This window comes from Salinigranum salinum (genome assembly GCF_009176545.1).
GTDB lineage: Archaea > Halobacteriota > Halobacteria > Halobacteriales > Haloferacaceae > Salinigranum > Salinigranum salinum.
In genome coordinates, this window is the sequence record NZ_VTOJ01000001.1 from 819,059 (window position 1) to 838,325 (window position 19,267).

Consider the following 19,267-nt stretch of genomic DNA (forward strand, 5'->3'; position numbering starts at 1 on the left):
GTGACCCGACCGCACGAACCACTGTTCCCTGCGCGAGACCCCTCCGTGATCGACCATGGCACAGAAGGAGACGGACCCGATCCTCGATCCGACGCTCGAGATGTACCGCTTCTACGAACAGGACTGGGCGGACTACGACACGCTGTCCGAGGCGTTCGAGTGGGAAGTGCCCGAACGGTTCAACATCGCCACGTACCTCTGTGACCGGTGGGCCGAGGCCGACCCCGACCGCGTCGCGGTGTACGCTGTCGAGCCCGATGGGACCGAGACCGAGCACACGTACGGCGAACTGTATCGAGACGCGAACCGATTCGCGAACTACCTCGCGAGTCAGGGGGTCGAGCGGGGCGACCGGATCGGCGTCACCGGTGCCCAGAGGGTCGAGACGCTGCTCGCACACATCGCCACGTGGAAACTCGGCGCCGTGTCGGTGCCGTTGAGCCTCCTGTTCGGACCGGACGGCTTGCGGTACCGGCTCGACGACTGCGGCGCGACCGCGTTCGTGGCCGACGAGACGAGCCTCCCGGCTCTCCGGGAGATCCGCGACGACCTCGAGGCCCTCGACACGGTGCTCACCGTCGGCGACGCGTCGACCGGAGCCGACGAACTGCCCGTCAGAGAGGCCATCGAGGGTCACTCGGCCGACGCCGAAACCACGACCACGGACGCGGAGACGACCGCGATGCTCCTGTACACGAGCGGGACGACCGGGCCGCCGAAAGGGGTCGTCCACGCGCACCGGAGCCTGCTGGGTATCCTGCCCGCGTTCGTCACCATGGTGGGCAACATGGAGCTCCGGTCGGACGACGTCGTTCGGATGACCGTCGAGTGGTCGTGGGCCGGCTCGTTCAACAACGGGATACTGCCCCCGCTGTACTACGGCGTCCCCGTGGTCGCGGACGCCGATCCACGGTTCGATCCCGAACGGGAGTTCGAACTCGTCGACCGGTTCGGCGTCTCCCTCCTCGCTCCCGGGCCGGCGACCGGCTATCGCATGATGATGCAAGTCGACGACCCGACGGCGCGCTACGACCTCTCCAGCCTCCGGGTCGCCATGCAGGGGGGCGAGGCGCTCGGGCAGACGATCGTCGAGTGGTTCGAGGAGACCGTCGGCGGCGTCACTGTCCACGAGGGGTACGGGCAGTCGGAGGCGTCGGCGTTCGTCGGCGACTGTGCGGCACTCGGGATCGAGCACCGCTCGGGGTTCATGGGGAAACCCGCACTCGGTCACGAGGTTCGCGTCCTCGATCCCGAGAGCCTCGATCCCGTCGCACCCGGCGAGATCGGCGAACTCGCGCTCCGCTACGACGGGAACCCGCTGTGTTTCAAGACGTTCTGGAACGCCCCGGAACGGACGCGACGACGGATCCAGGATGGCTGGTTACGAACCGGGGATCTGGTGTCGATGGACGAGGAGGGCTACGTCTCGTTCCACAGTCGGACGGACGACGTGATCGTCTCCTCGGGCTACCGGATCGGGCCCGACGAGATCGAGGAGTGTCTCGCCGAACACGAGGCAGTCGCCAACGCCGGCGTGATCGGCGTCCCCCACGAGCTGCGCGGCGAAGTTCCGAAGGCGTTCGTCGTCTCGACGGAGGGGGTGGCCGAGAGCGACGAACTCGGGGCGGAACTCCAGGCGTACGTGAAAGACCGCCTCGCCAAGTACGAGTACCCCCGAGAACTCGCGTTCGTGGACGAACTCCCGAAGACGACGACCGGGAAGGTTCGTCGGCGCGACCTCCGCGAGCGGGAGGGGCTGCTCGAAGCGGACTGACGACGGGCACGCAGCTCCCAGGTCTATCCCGCCGCTCGATACTCCCACGGCTCGCACTCTGTCGACATCCGATCCCGTCGTCGTTCGTCTGGACGCGCCGATGCCCTCGAACGTCAGTCCCCGTCGAGCTGCTGCCACTGTCGTACCCTCGGCTCCTGCGGAGACGTCTCGTCGACGTCGGTTCCACGTACCTCGTCGAGGACGGTCTCGACTGCGACGTCGTCCGGAGACAGGAGGGCCGGTCCACGGCGAACGGGGCGACGCGCACCGGGCACGAGAGAGAGTGGCGTCAGTCGTCGCAGGGCGGCGCTGCCGTCGGCGAGGCCGCCGTGCCACGTGCTCGACGGCGGAGCCGACCGATCTCCTCGCGGACGGTGTCGCGTTCGACCAGCGCGAAGCCCACCACGACGACGAGGAAGCCGACGACGGTCCACGGCGACGCCGTCGAGCCGAGCACCAGCCAGCCCAGGAGCGCTGCGAACACGGGCACCGCGTACGCGACCAGGTTCGCACGGACCGGACCGACCCGGTCGATGAGGCCGAAGTAGATCGCGTACGCGACCGCGGTCGAGGGGATTCCGACGACGAGGAGGCTCGCGACCGTCGCGGGGCCGATGCCGACGACGCTCCCGGGCGACTCCCCGACCGCGAGGCTGGCCCCGTGGAGCAGGACCGCCCCGCCGACCATCGCCCACGCCGTCAGCGGAACGCTGCCCATCCGGGGCTCGACGCGCTGGAGCAGGACGCTCCCGAACGCGACGGCCGCTGCAGCGCCGAGCACGAGCACCTGTCCGACGGCACCCGCGTCGGCGACCGTCGCCGGCGACGGCTGGACGATGAGGACCACACCGCCCAGCGCGACTCCGATGCCGACCGCGCCGATCCGGGAGAGTCGCTCGCCGACGAGCCACCACGCGAACACGGGTGCCAGGACCGGGTTCAGCCCGTACATGACGGACGCCGCCGCGGGTGTGGTCGTCCCCTGTCCGAGGAACAGCAGGCCGTTGTTGAGGAACACGAGGAACCCGGCCGCGGTGGCGATCCCCAGCAGATCCCCGCGGGTACGGGGGAGCCACGCTGTCCGGGGGTGTGTGAGGCCGACGTATGCCAGTAGCACGACCGCTGCCAGGTCGAACCGGAGGCCGGCGAACAGCACCGGCGGGAGTTCGCGGAGCCCGGTCTTGATCGCGACGAACGAGCCGCCGAACAGGGCGGCGAGGAGGACGAACAGTCCGGCGTCGCGGTAGCGCGCGGGGACCGACGGCGTGGTCGGAAGCGCCGGGAGGAGGGCGTGCCAGTTCACCGGTACCACCGGTCGAGGGATGTCTCACTGGGGGGCGTGTAACGCACTATCCGCTGTAGGGTACGGATCGTGAAGAGGGCTGCGCGAGACGTGCTGGCACGAACCGGAGCGTCGCCTCACACTGTCGAATTCCAGGGGTTCGTCCGGTCTCGTCGGTCCCCGGATGGATCCGATCACGTGGCAGTTCACGTCAGAGAGCGCTCGACCTCGGCGTGAACGTCTCCCGACTCTGCACCTCCCGTCTCGTGGCGACTCGGCGGTCGATTCGTTCGGACTCCTGCCGCTACTCGGTGTCGAGCCGCCGCTGCCACTCCTGGACGCGACCCATCAGTTCGAGTGGAGAGGTGTCGTTGACGTCGGTGTCGCGCAACTCGTCGAGGACGGCTTCGATCTCGGGGTCGACCTCGCCGCCGTCGCTGGCGGGTTCCGCTGTCGTAGTTTCGGTCGTCGTCTCCGTCCCACCGCCTGCTGCGAACTGGCCGCTGCCGAGGTCGAACACCGCCTGCACCGGCCCCGACCCCTCGCTCGAACTCCCCTTCGCCTCGATGGCCTTCTCCTCGCGGAGACGGTCGAGCACTTCGGAGGCTCGGGAGACGACTGGCCCCGGCACGCCCGCGAGGTCGGCGACGTGAATCCCGTAGGAGCGGTCGGTCGCGCCCTCCTCCACGGTTCGAAGGAACGTCACGCTTCCATCACGTTCCTCCGCCGCGACGTGGACGTTCGCCACCCTGGGCAGGTGTTCGGCCAGCGACGTGAGCTCGTGGTAGTGCGTCGCGAACAGCGTTTTGCATCCGATCTCGTTGTGGAGGTACTCCGTCGCGGCCCAGGCGATGGAGATCCCGTCGTACGTCGCCGTTCCCCGCCCCACCTCGTCGAGGACCACCAGCGACTCCTCGGTGGCGGAGTGGAGGATGTTCGACAGCTCCTGCATCTCGACCATGAACGTCGACCGGCCCTGGGCGAGTTCGTCGAGCGCACCCACTCTGGTAAAGATGCCGTCGACGACGCCGATCTCGGCGCTCGCGGCGGGCACGAAACTCCCGACCTGCGCGAGCAACGTGATCAGCGCCGCCTGCCGCATGTACGTCGACTTCCCCGACATGTTCGGGCCGGTGACGATGAGGAAGTCGCGCTCGTCGCTCGCGTGCCCGCTGGCACGGTCTTGTTCGGCGGCAGCCGCCCCGCCCATGTGCAGGTCGTTCGGGACGAACTCGGTCGTCGTCTCGACGACGGGGTGTCTGCCGGCCTCGATGTGGAGGTCGCCAGACTCCGTCAGGGTGGGGCGCGTCCAGTCACGACCCGCGGCGTGCGTCGCGAGCGACGCGAGCGCGTCAACCTCCGCCAGCGTCCGGCCCACGTCCTGCAACAGTTCGGCCCGTGCGCCGACCCGGTCGCGCAGGTCGCAGAACAGCTCGTACTCGAGGTCGGCGCGCGCCTCCTCGATCCGGAGGATCTCCCGTTCTTTCTCCGTGAGTTCGTCCGTGACGAACCGTTTGGAGTTCTTCAGCGTCTTGATCTCGCGGTAGTGCTCGGGGACGCGATCGGCGACCGACTTCCCCACCTGGATGTAGTAGCCGTCGGTCCGATTCCGGTCGACGGTGACGTGACTGAGGCCGTGCTCGCGCTTCTCCCGCTCGGCCAGCGAGTCGAGCCACCCCTCGATCGCCTCTTGCCGCTCGATGTGGTCGTCGAGTTCGTCGTCGTACCCCTTCCTGAGGAGCTCCCCCTGCGTTACCGTCTTCGGTGGGTCGTCCGCGAGCGCGTTCTCGAGTTCGGCGTGGAGGTCGCCGGCGGCCTCGCGGTCGGGACGGTCGACGACCGCCGCGAGCGGAGAGTCGGCGAGCGCACTCTCCTCGACGGCCTCCGCGAGCGCCGGGAGGAGCGCGAGCGTGTCGCGGATCGCGAGGAGGTCCGCGGCACCGGCTCGCCCGCCGACAGCGCGCGAGGCCAGCCGTTCGAGGTCGTACGCGCCGTCGAGCGCGTCGCGGAGGCGTTCGCGCGCGAGCGCCTCGGTGGCGAGTGCCTCGACGCAGTCCAGCCGGCGACCGATCTCCGTGCGGTCGCGCCGTGGGCGCGTCACCCACTCCCTGAGGAGGCGACCGCCGGCGCTCGTCACCGTGTGGTCGATGGTGTCGACGAGCGATCCCGTCCGGTCGCCGTGCATCGTCTCCGTGAGTTCGAGGTTCCGCTGGGTGGTGGCGTCGAGCGTCAGGTGGTCGGTCGGCTCGTACCGTCGCAGCCGAGTCATCGACGCCAGCACGCCCGTGTTCGTCTCCGCGACGTACGCGAGGATCGCGCCGGCCGCCCTGATCGCCACCTCGTCGTCGAGGCCGACGCTCGAGGCGGCGTCGCCGAACCGCTCGCCCAGCGCGTGCCGTGCCCGGCCCGGCGCGAACGCCTCCGTCTCGAACGTGGTGAGCGTCACGCCGTTATCGCGCACCCGTCGGAGGAACGCGTCGTCCCCACGGACGCCGGGTCCGGGCAGGAGCTCCACGGGGTCGAATCGGTACACCTCCGAGTGGGCATCGTCCACGTCGTCGACGGCTGTGACGAGGAACTGCCCGGTGGTGACGTCCGCGAACGCCAGCCCGTACCGGTCTCCCTCGGAGACCACGCTCGCGAGGTACTGCGCGTCCTCGCGGGAGGTCTCGAGCAGGGTGCCGGGCGTGACGACGCGCGTCACCTCGCGGGCGTGGCCCTCGGACGTCTCGTACTGGTCGGCGACCGCGACGCGGTAGCCTCGTTCGACGAGCGCCTTCAGATAGGGGGTGAGGTCGTCCAGCGGGACGCCCGCCATCGGGTACGACGATCCGTGCGAGGACTTCTGGGAGACCTTCAGGTCCAGCTCCCGTCCCACGGTCTCGGCGTCGTCGGCGAAGAACTCGTAGAAGTCGCCACACTGCATCGCCAGCAGATCCGCGTCCGTCTCCTCCTTGAGCGAGAGAAACTCTCCGACGATCCCTTGCGGCATTGTGGATATCTCCGGCGCTGGCGTGGTAAAACGCTGTGGGTCGACGGACGGTTGCGACCCACACACACACGAGCACAACCCTCTTTTCGGGCGTCGACCAGTATCTCCACACATGAACCAGCACGACCCTGACCGGATCACGGTCTACTCGGATTACGTCTGCCCGTTCTGTTACCTGGGACGCGAGTCGCTTCGCCGGTATCTGGACACCCGCGACGACGAACTCGAGATCGACTGGCATCCATTCGATCTTCGAAGTGGGAAGCGAAACCCCGACGGAAGCATCGATAACTCGGTCGACGACGGCAAGGACGACGACTACTACGAACAGGCGAAGCAGAACGTTCGCCGCCTGCAGGAGAAGTACGACGTCGAGATGACGCTCGACATCGCGACCGACGTCGACTCCCTGCCCGCACAGGTCGCCTCGTACTACGTCAAACAGCACTACCCGTACGAGACGTGGCTCGAGTTCGATAGTTCGATCTTCGAATCGTTGTGGAAACGGGGCGAAGACATCGGCGACGAGGCGCTGCTCGTCGACCTCGCCGACGACGTGGGAATCGACGGCGACGAGATCCGCGCGGCGCTCTCGGACGAGGCCCTGCGCGAGGAGGTGCGCGCGCGGTTCACCGAGGCCCAGCAACACGGGGTGACCGGTGTCCCCACCTTCGCCTACGATGGGTACGCGGCACGCGGTGCCGTCCCGCCGGAACACCTCGAACGACTCGTCGAGGGCACCTGACGCGGCGGTCGTCGACTCCTCACCCCTGATCGGGATTCTCGGCCCGTGCTCACCCGTCGCCGTCGCTCCCGAGCACGGTGCCGATCTCGGCGATGGAGTCGAGGACGTAGTCGGGCTCGATCTCCGACCCGTCGAGCGTGGCGGCGTCGGTGACACCCGTCCGGACCAGCACGGTCGTCGCGCCGACCGCGATGCCCATCTGAACGTCCGTGTCGAGGCGGTCGCCGACGAGGAGGCAGTCGCTCGCGTCGACGCCGAGTCGATCGAGTGCGAACCGCCCCGCCACGACGGAGGGTTTGCCGGCGACGGTATCTGGCTCGCGCCCGGTCATCCCCTCGACGGCACCGATGACCAGCCCCGCGCTCGGGACGATGCCGTCCGTGCCGGGTTTGGTCCGGTCGGGGTTCGTCGCGATGATGGGTGTCCTCGGGGTGATCGCCCGGAGCAGGCGCGTGAAACGGTCGTAGTCGAGGCCGGTATCGAGCGACAGCACGACGACGTCCGTCCTCATCGGATCCTCGGTGACCGTGACGCCCCTGTCCGTGAGCACCTCGCGGAGCGACGGTTCGCCGAACACGTACGCGCGGTCGTCGGGGTACTCGCGGGCGAGGTAGTCGGCGGTGACGACGCCGGCCGTCACGACCTCGTCGGGCGTGGCGTCGATCCCCATCCCGGCCAGTTTCCGGACGTACTCCGCCGGGGACTTCGTCGCGTTGTTCGTGAGGAACTGGACGGCGACGCCGGCGTCGCGGAGCGTGTCGATCGCCTCTCTCGCCCCCGGGATCGGCACGTCGCCGCGGTACAGGGTGCCGTCCATGTCGACCAGTGCGCCCTCGATCCTCGTTCTCGCGTGCACGTCGTGGGGTACGGGGTCGAGGACATTACCTCTGGGGGCACCGGCGTGGCAGTGAACGGATTCCCGAGGGTACGATCCGACGACGGGCCGGGCACCGAGCGCCACGGCGTCGACCGGCACCCGATCCTCTCGATGGCACGACAGTTAATACCACGCACGCCCGTACCTCGAACATGGCACAACGAGAGGTCCAACAGGTACTCGACGTCGACCAGTACACCCTCGGCCTCGTCGGGCCGGAGCAGGAGTGGGCGGGGACTGTCGCCGACGGCGGGACGATCCGCACACACACGCCACCGGCGTGCTGGGGACCGATGATCACGCCCTCGTTCCGCGGCGGCCACGAGGTGACGAACCCGATCCGCGTCGAGGGAGCGGCGGTCGGCGACGCCATCGCGCTCCACATCCGCGACGTCGAGGTGACGTCGATCGCCACGTCGACGGGGAGCATGGTCGAACGCGAGGGGGCGTTCGGCGACGACCCGTTCGTCGACCACAGGTGTCCGGAGTGCGGCACGTCGTGGCCCGAGAGCGTCGTCGAGGGGACCGGCGAGGACGCCGTCAGGTGCGCGGAGTGTGGTGCCAACGCCTCCTCGTTCGGCTTCGAGTACGGCTACACGGTCGTCTTCGACGACGACCGGACCGTGGGACTCACCGTCGGCCCGGAGGGAGCGGACGACCTCGCCAACAGAGCCGACGAGGCGATGGCCCTCCCCGAGAACTCCCGGCAGCACCCCATCCTCCTCTACAAGCCGTCGGAGATGCCGGGCACGCTCGGCCACCTCCGACCGTTCATCGGCAACATCGGCACCACCCCCTCGATCGAGCTTCCCGACTCGCACAACGCCGGCGATTTCGGGCAGTTCCTCGTCGGTGCCGGGCACGACTGGGGGCTGGCGAGCGAAGCGGAACTCGAGCACAGGACGGACGGCCACATGGACATCAACGCGGTCCGCGAGGGATCCATACTGATCTGTCCCGTCAAGGTCGACGGCGGCGGCGTCTACGTCGGCGACATGCACGCCAACCAGGGCGACGGCGAGCTCTCCCTGCACACGACCGACGTCAGCGGGCGGGCGACGATCGACGTCGAGGTGGTGAAAGGGCTCGACATCGACGGCCCGCTCCTCCTCCCCAACCGGGAGGACCTCCCGCACATCGCCCAGCCGTACAGCGACGCCGAGCGAGAGGCGGGCCGCGCGCTCGCCGCCGAGTACGGCGTCGACCTCGTCGAGGACGTCGGGCCGATCCAGGTGATCGGGACGGGCGCGACGATCAACGATGCCACCGACAACGCGTTCGACCGCGCCGCCCACCTGCTCGACATGTCGGAGGGGGAGATCCGCGCCCGGTGTACGTTCACGGGCGGTGTCGAGATCGGTCGCCTCCCGGGCGTCGTCCAGCTCACGATGCTCGCGCCGCTCGACCGACTCGACGACCGGGGGATCGCACACCTCGTCCGCGACCAGTACGGGCTCTGAGCGGGCGGCTGGCTCCGACGCCGATCGCCCCGCAGACTACGCGCCGACCTGGTTGGTGAACGGGTACATCGACGCGGTACGCCTCGCGACGGTCGCGAGTCGGAGGATGTACGCCGTGAGCAGGAGGATCGGGGCGAAGCCGGCGGTCACGATCGTCGGGATGATCAGCCGGAGCGTCGCCGGCGCGGTCGTCCAGCCACTTGAGTCGGTGAACAGCAGCATCAACACCACCGAGACGATCTGCACGGGGACGCCGATGGCGAGGAGGGTGCGCGAGAGCGAGGCGAGTTCCGACTGGATGAAGACGGTCTTGAACACGCGTCTGGCGACGTCGATCTGTTCGAGGCACTCGACGAGCTCGTCGAGCGCGTCGGTCGTCTCCGCCGGCAGGCTCTCGGCGTGTTCGGTGCGGAGCCGCCACGCGTCGTAGATGTCCTGCTCGTAGCTCGCGTTCAGCGTCGCGAACAGCGCGTAGTTGAGTCCGGTTGTCGGGCGAGTGAGGAGCGCGATGACGTACTCGACGTGCTCGCCCAGTCCCGTCACGAGCGCCTCGAGTTCGGCGACGACCGCGTCGTCGACCTCCTCACCGGCCACGCTCCCCGTCGTCAGCTCCGCCGAGAGCGCGTCGAGCCGGCGGGCGATCGTGCGAAACAGCAGGAGGACGAACTCCGAGGGACTGACCGGGACGACGCGTCGGCCGGTCGTCGCGCCGACCTCCCGTCGGTACCCCACCATCTCGTCCATCTTCCCGCGGATCTCACCCGGCGACTCGAGGTGTCGCGCCAGCACGAACTGGCTGATCGAGACCACGATGGTGATGAGCGTGAAGTTCCCGCTGATCAGTGCGAACAGCAGAAAGAGGATCGGCGTCTCCTCTTCGAGCGGGACGAGCCCCGCCGCGACGGCGGTCCAGATCGTCGCGGAGACCACGAGCAGCCCGACGCCGGTGACGGCCAGTCGGCTGCCGCTCAACAGGAACCACTCCCCCGGTCGTCGTTTCAGGACGTACCACTCGACGGCGAACTCGAACCGGACGTCGTCCCAGCGGGTCGACATTCGCCCGTCGATTGCGGTCGGAGTGGTAAGTGCGTTCGTGCCTGGGACGACCGGGCGGCGCGTGCGGTCCGCCGCTCACCCGCCCCGCATCGCGGGGAACAGCGACAGCTCGCCGCTCGCTGGCTCCGACCGTTCCCGTTTCTCGCCGTCGCACAGCACCCGGACGCTCGGCCGGATCTCGCCGTCCTCCGTGAGGAGCTGGTCACGCGAGCGCGGATACCGGTCGGCGAACGCCCGGACGACGTCGCCGACCGTCGGCGGTGTGTTCGATTCGCTCCCCTCCTCGTCGCCCGGTGTGAGCGTCAACTCGACCGTCTTCGTCCCCGTCGCGCCCCGGAGCGGCCCGTAGAGGGTCACACGTACGTTCACGTGTGGACGTGGGTGCGAGGCCTCTTGTCGGTTGAGTTCGCTCTCGTCGGTTCGAGTTCACGCGCGCGACCTCGTCGCCGCCGAGTCCGACGCCCGATCAGTCGTCGTTCGTCGCCGCGAGGGTTTCCCCGGTCACGCTCTCGTCCCCCGCGTTCTCGTCGGGGCCGGTCACGCCGTCGTGTTCGCGCCCCCGGGAGCCGTCGCGCCCCTGCGCGTCGTCGACGTGGACGCCGTGGGCACCCTCGCGCTCGGCGGCACTGGGGGAGACACGGACGAACTCGGCGTTCGCGCGCGCCTCGGCGAGGGTGTGACCGCCGCAGTACGACAGCCCCGAGCGGATCCCCCAGAGGAACTCCTCGGTTTCGGGACCGAGCGCTCCGGCGTAGGGCGTCAACCCTTCGACGCCCTCGTCGGCACCGGGTTCGGTCCCCTGCTTGTCCGTCCGGGCCTCGTTGGCCGCCGTCGTCGACATCCCCCGGGACCGCTTGTACCGCTCGCCGTCGACCGTGACGACCTCGCCGGGTGCCTCGTCGGTGCCGGCGAAGAAGCTCCCGAGCATCACGGTGTCGGCACCCGCCACGAGCGCCTTCACCGCGTCGCCCGACATCCGGATTCCCCCGTCGGCGACGATGCAGACGCCGACGTCCGCGGCGGCCGAAGCACAGTCGTCCACGGCGGTCAACTGGGGCATCCCGGCTCCCGTGACCTTCCGCGTGGTGCAGTGTGAGCCGGGTCCGACGCCGACCTTGACGGCGTCGGCACCGGCCGCGGCGAGATCCGTGACGCCGGCGGGCGTGACGACGTTGCCCGCGACGATCTCGGCGCCGAACTCATCGTCGATGCGTGCGACCGCGTCCAGACATCGCTCCATGTGGCCGTGGGCGACGTCCACGACCACACAGTCCGCCCCGGCGGCGAGGACGGCTTCGGCCCGCGCGAGGTAGTCCTCGTCGATGCCGACGGCCGCACCGACCTGCGCGCCCGCCTCGTGTGCGCGACGGACCATCCGTGCCTGTTCGTCGACGCCCGCGAACCGGTGGATCACCCCGAAGCCGCCGACGGCGTCGAGTTCGACCGCCGTCTCGGTCTCGGTGACGGTGTCCATCGGTGCCGACAGCACCGGCGTCTCGAGTTCGATGCCGGGCGTGAGGTTCGTCGTCAGGTCGACGTCGCTCCGGCTGTCGACCGCCGATCGCTGCGGAACCACGAGCACGTCGCCGTACGAGAGTCCCTCTCTGACCTCCATCTTGTAACCTCGGAGAGCGAGGTGTTCGTCACACATATATCTGTTGGCTCGGTATCGATATCTGATCGGATACTCTGACCCGTAACTCTCATGCAACCTGGCTCTGTACTGCGGTTTTCGAAATACGAAGTTATCACAATCGATTCTTCGCGACGAAGACTTATGCCGCGGATCGGTGTGGCCACGGGTATGTTCGAAGGACTCCTGGGGTGGCTCCCGTCACCGTGGGGGCGCTCTCCCGACGCCAGAGCCGACGGTGGGCTCGAGACGACCGCTGCGAGCTCGCTCGCGGCCGGGGCGCACGCGCTCGACCTCGCCCAGCTGTTCGACGGGGTCGGTGCCCCGCTGTTCGCCCTCGACGCCGAGGGACACGTCGTCGTCTGGAACTCGGCGATCGAGGAACTCACCGGGGTGCCCGCCACCGAGGCGCTCGGGCTGGCACACGCCAGCGAGGCCTTCTACCCCGACGGCCGCCGGGCGAGGACGCTCGCGGACAAGGTGCTCGACCACCCCGAGGACGCCGACCGCGAGTTCGACATCGACCGGATGGACCACGACTCGCGGCTCTACGTCGACGAGAGCGTCATGACCGACCGCCACGGGGTCGACCGTCACATCCGGTTCAACGCGATGCCGATCTACGACGACGACGAACTGGCGGGCGTCGTCGAGGTGGTCCACGACCGGACGGACGCCGTGCGCAAGAGTCGCGCGACGCAGGCGCTCGTCGACGAACTCGGGCGGACCATCCGATCGGTCGCCGACGGCAACCTCGGGGACCGCGCGCGGTTCGAAGACGAACACGGCGTCCTCTCCGACGAGTTGCTCGTCGTCCTCGACGAGTTCAACGGGATGGCCGAACGGTTCCAGTCGCTCACCGCAGAGGTCGACGAGACGGCCCACACCCTGGGTGACGCCATCGACCACACCGTCGACGCTGCCGGCGAGATCGAATCACAGGTCCACGACCAGAACGACCTCCTCGCCCGTGGTGCCGAGGAGATGCAGGACCTCTCGGCGTCGATGGAGGAGATCGCCGCCACGTCCGACGAGGTCGCCTCGGCGGCCGAACAGGCGCGCACCGCCGCCGCTGCCGGACAGGAAGCCGGCGAGGGTGTCCGCGAAGCCACCGACAACGTCATCGACATCTCCGACGACCTGCTCGACAGCGTCGTCGAACTCCAAGAACGGATGGGTGCCATCGAGGAGGTCGTCGAGGTCATCGCCGAGGTCGCCGACCGGACGAACCTGCTGGCGCTCAACGCCAACATCGAGGCCGCACGGGCGGGCGACGCCGGCGAGGGTTTCTCGGTGGTGGCCGACGAGGTGAAACAGCTGGCGAACCAGACGCACGATCACACCGAGGAGATCGCCACGAGCATCGAGGAGATCCAGGCCCAGGCCGACGAGACGGTCGCGGCGAGCGAGGCCTCCCACGAGCAGATCGAGGTCGCCTCCGGCGAGATCAGCGAGGTACTCGACGCGCTGACCGAGATCGGCGACGCGGCCGACGCCGCGGCCAACGGCGTCCAGGAGGTCGCCCGTGCGACCGACGGACAGGCGACCAACATCGAAGAGGTGACGACGACGATCCAGACCGTCCGCGAACGGGCCGACGAGACGGAGGCCGCGAGCACGCGGATCACCGACGCGGCCAGCCACCAGTCGGTCGCACTGGACGACCTCCTGGAGCAGGTCGACCGGCTCTGTGGCCGCGTCGAGGCGGCGTCGGCGGACGCCGAGCGTTCCACGGCGGCACGGTCGGACGGCGGCGCCCGCCGCGACCGGCGGTCCGGGTTCGAATTCGACCGCTGATCCGGTCGGTGTCCCGGATCTCCCCGACGGGAACCGGGTCGATCAGTGGCTCCCGACCGCGCACCCGCCGCTGTACTCCACTTCCGCGACGCTCCCGATGGGGTCGTCGCCACAGACGGGACAGTCAGGGTTCCGCTGGTAGGGCACCGTCTCGAACGTCATGTCCATGGCGTCGTAGAACAGCAGCCTCCCCTCGAGCGTCTCGCCGGCCCCGAGGAGGAGTTTGACCGCCTCCGTCGCCTGGATACAGCCGACCGTCCCCGGGAGTACACCCAGGACGCCGGTCGTCGCGCAGTCGGGGACCGTCCCCGGCTCGGGTGCCTCGGGGAACAGACAACGGTAACACGGTCCCCCTGGCGTGATGGTCGTCACCTGTCCCTCGAACTTGTAGATCGCGCCGTGGGCGAGCGGCGTCTCCGTGAGCTGCGTGTAGTCGTTCAGCAGGTAGCGCGTCGGGAAGTTGTCGGAGGCGTCGACGACGAGGTCGTAGTCGTCGACCACCGCGACCGACTCGCGGTCGAGCCGGGTCTCGTGCGTCTCGACCGTGACGTCGGGGTTGAGTCGCTCGACGAACCGGCGTGCGCTCTCCGTCTTCGGGACGCCCACGTCCTCGTCGGCGTGGATCACCTGCCGCTGGAGGTTCGACCGCTCGACCACGTCGTCGTCGACGACGCCCAGCCGACCGACACCCGCCGCGGCGAGGTACTGGATGACCGGCGCGCCGAGGCCCCCTGCGCCGACGACGAGGACGCTCCCGTCGAGCAGCCGCTTCTGTCCCTCCGGCCCCACCTCGTCCATGATGATGTGCCGGGAGTAACGGTCCAGCTGCGTCGCGTCGAGAGAGAGGCTCATACATCCGGTTCGCGGCGTGCGGACATAAGTCCCCGCCGGTCGCGGTTCGTGTGGACGCACCCCACCGGACGGATCGGTGAATCGAGCGAGTTCGCGTGCCGGACCCCCGTGGGCCGACGATCAGACCGACGCGACGAGCGCTCGCAGGAGCCCCGCGACGCCGTGTGCGATCACCGCGGCGGCCAGATCGTACCGCCAGTAGAGGTATCCGAACACCACACCACCGCCGAACGTGACGAGGGCGGCGACGCCGACGGTGACTGGATCGAAGCCGCCGACGGCCGCCGCCGGAGCCGCCGCGCAGCCACCCAGCGCGGCGGCAGTCACGATGCCGGCCCAGGCGCTCGTCCGCGTCACCCCCAGATCGATCGCCGGTCGGTACGTCCAGGCGGTCCAGACCACGAGCGTCATGAAGCCGAACCGGAGGACGAGCTCCGTGACGACGCCGCCGGCGACGCTCGCGACCATCCCGAGCGACCCGCCGCCCGTCCACCGATTCGGCGGAGCGGGGTCGCCGCCGAGCGCGGCCACGAGGGCGTGGATCCCGAGCGTGGCCAGCGCCACGCCGACGCCGGCGACGGCCGGGAGTCGGTAGGTACCGGCCCCGTCACCGGAGAGGCGACCGGGAGCGAACGCCTGCAGGCCGACGTCACCGGCCAGCATCGCGCCGACGGCGGCCGCAACCCCGACCGCGACGACGCCGGTACCGATGACGGCGACCACTACCACCCACCGCGGCACGCCGGCCAGCGGCTCGAGCGTCGTGACGACTGGCAGCGTTCCGAGCACTGCCAGGACGCCGACGGCGAACGGCGGCCCGATCCGGCGTGGGTCGACGAGCGTCGTCTCCGGAGCCATGTGGCTCTCCACGTCGTGGCGAGTAAAGAACCCTCTCACGGGCTTCGTCCTGGCGGTCCCACGACAGACGAGAAAACGGCGTTCGTGTGTTTACTTGCCGCGACGCCTGCTCGCGCCCTGGCTCGGACGGACGTGTTCCGTGCCCTTGCCGCGGTTGTTCAGCCCACGGTTGGATTTGCCGGCGTTGGTCAGTCCACGGAAGGCGCGGCCCTTGTGTTTGTCCGAGCAGATCCAGTTGAGCTCCGAATCGTTCCGGATCGCGGGGTGCTCGGGATCGACGAGGATGATCTCGTGCCACTTCTGCGAGCCGTCTTCCCCGACCCAGTAGGAGTTGAGCACGCGCATGTTGGGGTGTTTGCGCGCGGCGCGCTCCTCGGCGATGCGCTGGATGTTCTTGCGGCGACCGATCCGGTTGATGCCCTGGCGCTTCGAGCGGCGGCCCGCCTTGAACCGCTGCTTGCGGGCGTTCCCCTTGCGGACGGCGACCCGAACCACGGTGATGCCCTGCTTGGCCTTGTAGCCGAGTTCGCGCGCCTTGTCCAGACGGGTGGGACGGTCGATGCGGACGATGGCGCCCTGGTCGCGCCACTCCTGCTTGCGCTGCCACTGCAGTTCGGCGAGTTTCCCCTCCTTCGGGGAGCGCCAGGCTTCCTTGATGTGTGAGTAGAAGCTTCGTGCCATGTTTTCACCGCGGGCGCTTGCGATTCGACGTCGGCGACGATGTCGCCTCCCGGAGACGCGACATCGCGCCTCCCCCGTCACATGTCGTCCCGTGCCGCCCGTCGGGTTCGGCCCCGGGAGCGGTCGCGGGTGCCCGCTGGCGTGCCCGCGTGCCAGCGAGTTACCTCCAGTTCCCTCGTGGCGCTGTTAAGGACTTCGAATCAGCACGCGTGTCGGGGGTGACCGGTAGAGGGCCGACGCGTCGGCGTCGACGGGGACCGAGGCTGTTCGTGACGATCGGGGCGTCAGGACCAGCCGTCGGTGACCGTCTCGAGCCACGTGGCGACCGCCCGCCCGCCGTCGGTCAGAGTGACGGTTCCGTCGTCGCCGAGGTCGACGAGACCGGTTCCTTCGAGCCTGGGGAGCACCAGGTGGTGTAGCTCGACGGCGGTCATGTCACGTTCGGTGCCATCGAGCGCCCTCGCTAGCGGTTCATGATCGGTTTCACCCTGGCGACGGAGGACGTGGAGCACGTCACGGCGGCGTCGTGCGGTGAGCACCCCGAACAGTTCGTCGGTCGTCAGGCCGCTCTCGGCGGTCGGGAGTGTATCACGGGGGGCTGGTGTGGAGGACATTGCTGACGGTTCTCTCTCAAACGGTAGCGTCCACGTCGAAATGAGCTGACGGGCAAATTGATTAGCCCTCCGGCTCCCGGTACAGCGCGTCGAGCACCTTTCGTTCCGCGAGCCGGAGGTGTTTGTGGAACGTCGGTGGCGTGATCCCCATCGTCGTCGACAGCGCTTCGCCGTCGGTCGTCCGCGGCCACTCGAAGTAGCCACCGAAGTACGCCAGTTCGAGCGCGGTCCGCTGGCGTTCGGTGAGGCGGTCTTCGACCGCCGAGTGGAACGTCGCCGAGGTACGAACCCGGCGGTCGTTCGTTCGTTGTGCCCGCAGCTCGAGGTCCGGATACGTCGCCGTGACTGTCTCGACGATCTCGCGGACGTTCCCCGGTGGCACGTCGACCGTACACTGCAGCTCCCGGTCGTCGAGGGTGAACGACCGGACCCGTCCGTCGAACCGTCTGAACTGCGTCACGAGCGCCCCGCCCGTCGTCTGTAGTTCCACGCGACGGCCCCCGTCGTGGCTGTCGAGTACCCGTGCGCGCTCGACCGTGGGGAACGACTCCGTCGCCTCGACGAACGCCTCCGGCGAGATTCCCCCGACGCTGTAGTGGCTGACGTATGTGTCGTCACCCACGGGGACGATCCTGTCGGCGAGGAACTCGAACGACGCGTCCGCACCAACGACGTCGGTGAACGGCTCGGCGAGGGCCGTCGAGCCGAACTCGAGCGTCGTCACGCTGTCGTTGACGAGGACGTCCTTGCGCTCGACGGCGCTGATCCCGAGACCGACCGCGCTCCCGAGTTCGACGAGCAACGAGCGCTCGCGCTCGTCGAAGCCGTCGTCGCGCTCGGTTCGGAGCACGAGCAGCCCGAACTGCCGCTCGTCGTAGGTCAGCTCGACGGCGACGGTGTCCGCTTCGACGGCGACGCCACGCTCGTGTTCGGTCGCCTCGGCGATCAGTGGCGGGACGACTCCCTGCCACGCGTCGCTCGGCCACTCGTCACCCACGGACGTCGTGACCCTGTCGTCGTCCCAGTTCACCGGCCCGACCGCTGCCCCCCGATACGGTCCACCGTCGACGAGTCGGTCACACACGGTCTGTTCGATGTCGGCTCGTGTCTCGGCACGAATGACGCCCCGGATGGCGTCGAAGACGCGGAGCGCCGTGTCGGTGACGCGCTCGAAGCGGTCGCGCTGCTCCTGGATCGCTTCCTCGTGTCGCCTCCGTTCCGTCGTGTCGCGAACGACGCCGATCCGTTCGTAGCCGTCGGCGCTCTCCTGGATGGAGAACGTCGCCTCGGCGGGGAACGTCTCGCCGCTGGCGTCCGTGAGTTCAGCTTCCAGCGTGGCCGTCTCACGGCGACCGCTCACGAGCTCCCCCTCGAGTCCCTTCGCGGCAGCACGGACGTCCTCGTCGACGAGCCGAGAGACGTGCGACCCGACCAGCTCTTCTCGCGGGACGCCGGTCATCCGGACGTACGCCTCGTTCACGAGCGTGAACCGGCCGTCGGAGTCGACCGCGTAGACGCCGTCGCTGAGCGCCTCGAACACCGTCTCGTACCGCGCGAGTTCCCGCTCGTGCTCGTGTCGGTCGACGGCGCTGGCGAGCAGGGTGGCGACGCTCTGGACGAAGTCCGCGTCCTGCTCAGTGAACGACCGCGCGGCCGTGTCGTGCGTCCCCAGAATCCCCCACGGCTCCCCTGGCGAGCCGATGACGACGCTCACGCCGCTCTCGACGCCGTGGTCCGTGAGGAGGTCCGGTCCGGTAAAACGCCGCTCGGTCGACAGCGCCTCGACGCGGACCGGTTCGCGCCGCTGGAGGGTGTAGCCCGCCTGTGAGTTCGCGTCCGCCGGGACGGTCGCCGTCCCGACGACACCGTCGTCCCAGCCGACGCCCGCCCGCAGGTGGAGCCGTCTCGTTCCCGCGTCGAGTTCGAGAACCTTGGAGTACGCCGTGTCGAGGATCTCCGACACGACCTCACAGACGTGCGTCATGAACTCGTCCACGTCCGTGGCCGTCAGTGCCCGTCTCCCGAGTCGTGCCACGGTCCGTTGCTGGTGCACTCGCGCGTGTAGCTCACGTTCCCGACGGACGCGGTCGGTGACGTCCCGGAAGTACACCGACAGCCCCGTCGGGGAGGGGTACGCCTCGACGGCGAACGTCGTCTCCAGCGGCGGGTATCGTTCCTCGAACGAGACCGCGTCCTGGGTCTCCATCGCGCGGCGATACTCCGACTCGAAGGCGGTGTCGACCGCGTCCGGGAACGCCTCCCAGAGCGTTCGTCCGACGAGTGCGTCGGCCGTCTGACCGAGCAACTGTTCGGCCTGGTCGTTGAGGTAGGTGAACTCCCAGTCGGTGTCGACGGCGAAGAAGGCGTCCGTGATCCGGCCGAACACCCCGTCGCTCGGCTGCGCGTCGGCGGACCACCACACGCGCGCCCGTGAGCCGACCTTCTTCGTTTCGACGGCTCCCCCGTCCGCGAGTCGCGTGAGGTGCTTGTGGGCCGTCCGGCGCACACAGCCGACCGCCTCCGCGACTTCGCTCGCGGTGACCGGTTCCCCCGCGGCCGCCCGCACGAACCGTTCGATGGCGTCGTCAGTGCGCTCATCCTCCATACCACGCGCTCGGGGAGCACCTACCTAAGCGTTCCCTCGAA

Annotated in this window: 15 protein-coding genes; 4 read left to right on the forward strand and 11 right to left on the reverse strand. The window is 69.0% G+C overall.

What is annotated here, in order from left to right; translation table 11 throughout:
* The first annotated feature begins 55 nt into the window (after positions 1 to 55).
* Positions 56 to 1,774, forward strand: coding sequence for an acyl-CoA synthetase (locus FZP69_RS03880; protein WP_152040044.1), 1,719 nt, complete (start codon positions 56 to 58; stop codon positions 1,772 to 1,774).
* Between the two features lie 289 nt (positions 1,775 to 2,063).
* Here the strand turns inward: FZP69_RS03880 and FZP69_RS03885 are convergent, their stop codons facing one another.
* Together FZP69_RS03885 and mutS are read right to left on the reverse strand one after the other, a co-directional pair.
* On the reverse strand, positions 2,064 to 3,077 hold the full coding sequence (locus FZP69_RS03885; RefSeq protein WP_152040045.1) for a DMT family transporter: 1,014 nt from the start codon (positions 3,075 to 3,077) through the stop codon (positions 2,064 to 2,066).
* Positions 3,078 to 3,360: 283 nt separating this feature from the next.
* Positions 3,361 to 6,048 carry a DNA mismatch repair protein MutS gene (mutS, locus tag FZP69_RS03890; RefSeq protein ID WP_152040046.1) on the reverse strand — a complete coding sequence of 896 codons (2,688 nt, stop codon included), beginning with the start codon at positions 6,046 to 6,048 and terminating at the stop codon, positions 3,361 to 3,363.
* A gap of 112 nt (positions 6,049 to 6,160) precedes the next feature.
* On the opposite strand from mutS, the gene FZP69_RS03895 reads away from it, so the two are divergent.
* Positions 6,161 to 6,793 carry a DsbA family oxidoreductase gene (locus FZP69_RS03895; RefSeq protein ID WP_152040047.1) on the forward strand — a complete coding sequence of 211 codons (633 nt, stop codon included), beginning with the start codon at positions 6,161 to 6,163 and terminating at the stop codon, positions 6,791 to 6,793.
* Between the two features lie 49 nt (positions 6,794 to 6,842).
* Here FZP69_RS03895 and FZP69_RS03900 read toward each other — a convergent pair whose 3' ends face one another.
* Complete coding sequence (locus FZP69_RS03900) at positions 6,843 to 7,649, reverse strand: HAD-IIA family hydrolase (protein WP_240137446.1); 807 nt, start codon at positions 7,647 to 7,649, stop codon at positions 6,843 to 6,845.
* A 173-nt stretch (positions 7,650 to 7,822) separates the two neighbouring features.
* Between FZP69_RS03900 and FZP69_RS03905 the strand changes: the two genes are divergently transcribed.
* Entirely contained in the window at positions 7,823 to 9,130 is a 1,308-nt protein-coding gene (locus tag FZP69_RS03905; protein WP_152040048.1) for an acetamidase/formamidase family protein, read from the forward strand.
* Positions 9,131 to 9,166: 36 nt separating this feature from the next.
* Here FZP69_RS03905 and FZP69_RS03910 read toward each other — a convergent pair whose 3' ends face one another.
* The 3 genes from FZP69_RS03910 to FZP69_RS03920 all read right to left on the reverse strand — a co-directional run bounded on the left by FZP69_RS03910 (position 9,167) and on the right by FZP69_RS03920 (position 11,801).
* Positions 9,167 to 10,186, reverse strand: a complete 1,020-nt coding sequence (locus FZP69_RS03910; RefSeq protein WP_152040049.1) for a hypothetical protein — start codon at positions 10,184 to 10,186, stop codon at positions 9,167 to 9,169.
* 75 nt (positions 10,187 to 10,261) lie between these two features.
* Entirely contained in the window at positions 10,262 to 10,555 is a 294-nt protein-coding gene (locus FZP69_RS03915; protein WP_152040050.1) for a MoaD/ThiS family protein, read from the reverse strand.
* Between the two features lie 97 nt (positions 10,556 to 10,652).
* Entirely contained in the window at positions 10,653 to 11,801 is a 1,149-nt protein-coding gene (locus FZP69_RS03920; protein WP_152040051.1) for a guanosine monophosphate reductase, read from the reverse strand.
* A 189-nt stretch (positions 11,802 to 11,990) separates the two neighbouring features.
* Between FZP69_RS03920 and FZP69_RS03925 the strand changes: the two genes are divergently transcribed.
* A complete protein-coding gene (locus FZP69_RS03925; protein ID WP_152040052.1) occupies positions 11,991 to 13,616 on the forward strand; it encodes a methyl-accepting chemotaxis protein in 1,626 nt (541 codons plus the stop codon).
* 42 nt (positions 13,617 to 13,658) lie between these two features.
* Here FZP69_RS03925 and ubaA read toward each other — a convergent pair whose 3' ends face one another.
* The 5 genes from ubaA to FZP69_RS03950 all read right to left on the reverse strand — a co-directional run bounded on the left by ubaA (position 13,659) and on the right by FZP69_RS03950 (position 19,226).
* Positions 13,659 to 14,468 carry an SAMP-activating enzyme E1 gene (ubaA, locus tag FZP69_RS03930; RefSeq protein ID WP_152040053.1) on the reverse strand — a complete coding sequence of 270 codons (810 nt, stop codon included), beginning with the start codon at positions 14,466 to 14,468 and terminating at the stop codon, positions 13,659 to 13,661.
* A 120-nt stretch (positions 14,469 to 14,588) separates the two neighbouring features.
* On the reverse strand, positions 14,589 to 15,326 hold the full coding sequence (locus FZP69_RS03935) for a CPBP family glutamic-type intramembrane protease (protein WP_152040054.1): 738 nt from the start codon (positions 15,324 to 15,326) through the stop codon (positions 14,589 to 14,591).
* A 90-nt stretch (positions 15,327 to 15,416) separates the two neighbouring features.
* Positions 15,417 to 16,007 carry a 50S ribosomal protein L15e gene (locus tag FZP69_RS03940; RefSeq protein ID WP_152040055.1) on the reverse strand — a complete coding sequence of 197 codons (591 nt, stop codon included), beginning with the start codon at positions 16,005 to 16,007 and terminating at the stop codon, positions 15,417 to 15,419.
* A gap of 284 nt (positions 16,008 to 16,291) precedes the next feature.
* Complete coding sequence (locus tag FZP69_RS03945; RefSeq protein ID WP_152040056.1) at positions 16,292 to 16,621, reverse strand: hypothetical protein; 330 nt, start codon at positions 16,619 to 16,621, stop codon at positions 16,292 to 16,294.
* 61 nt (positions 16,622 to 16,682) lie between these two features.
* Positions 16,683 to 19,226, reverse strand: coding sequence for a bacterio-opsin activator domain-containing protein (locus FZP69_RS03950; protein ID WP_152040057.1), 2,544 nt, complete (start codon positions 19,224 to 19,226; stop codon positions 16,683 to 16,685).
* Positions 19,227 to 19,267: the final 41 nt, after the last annotated feature.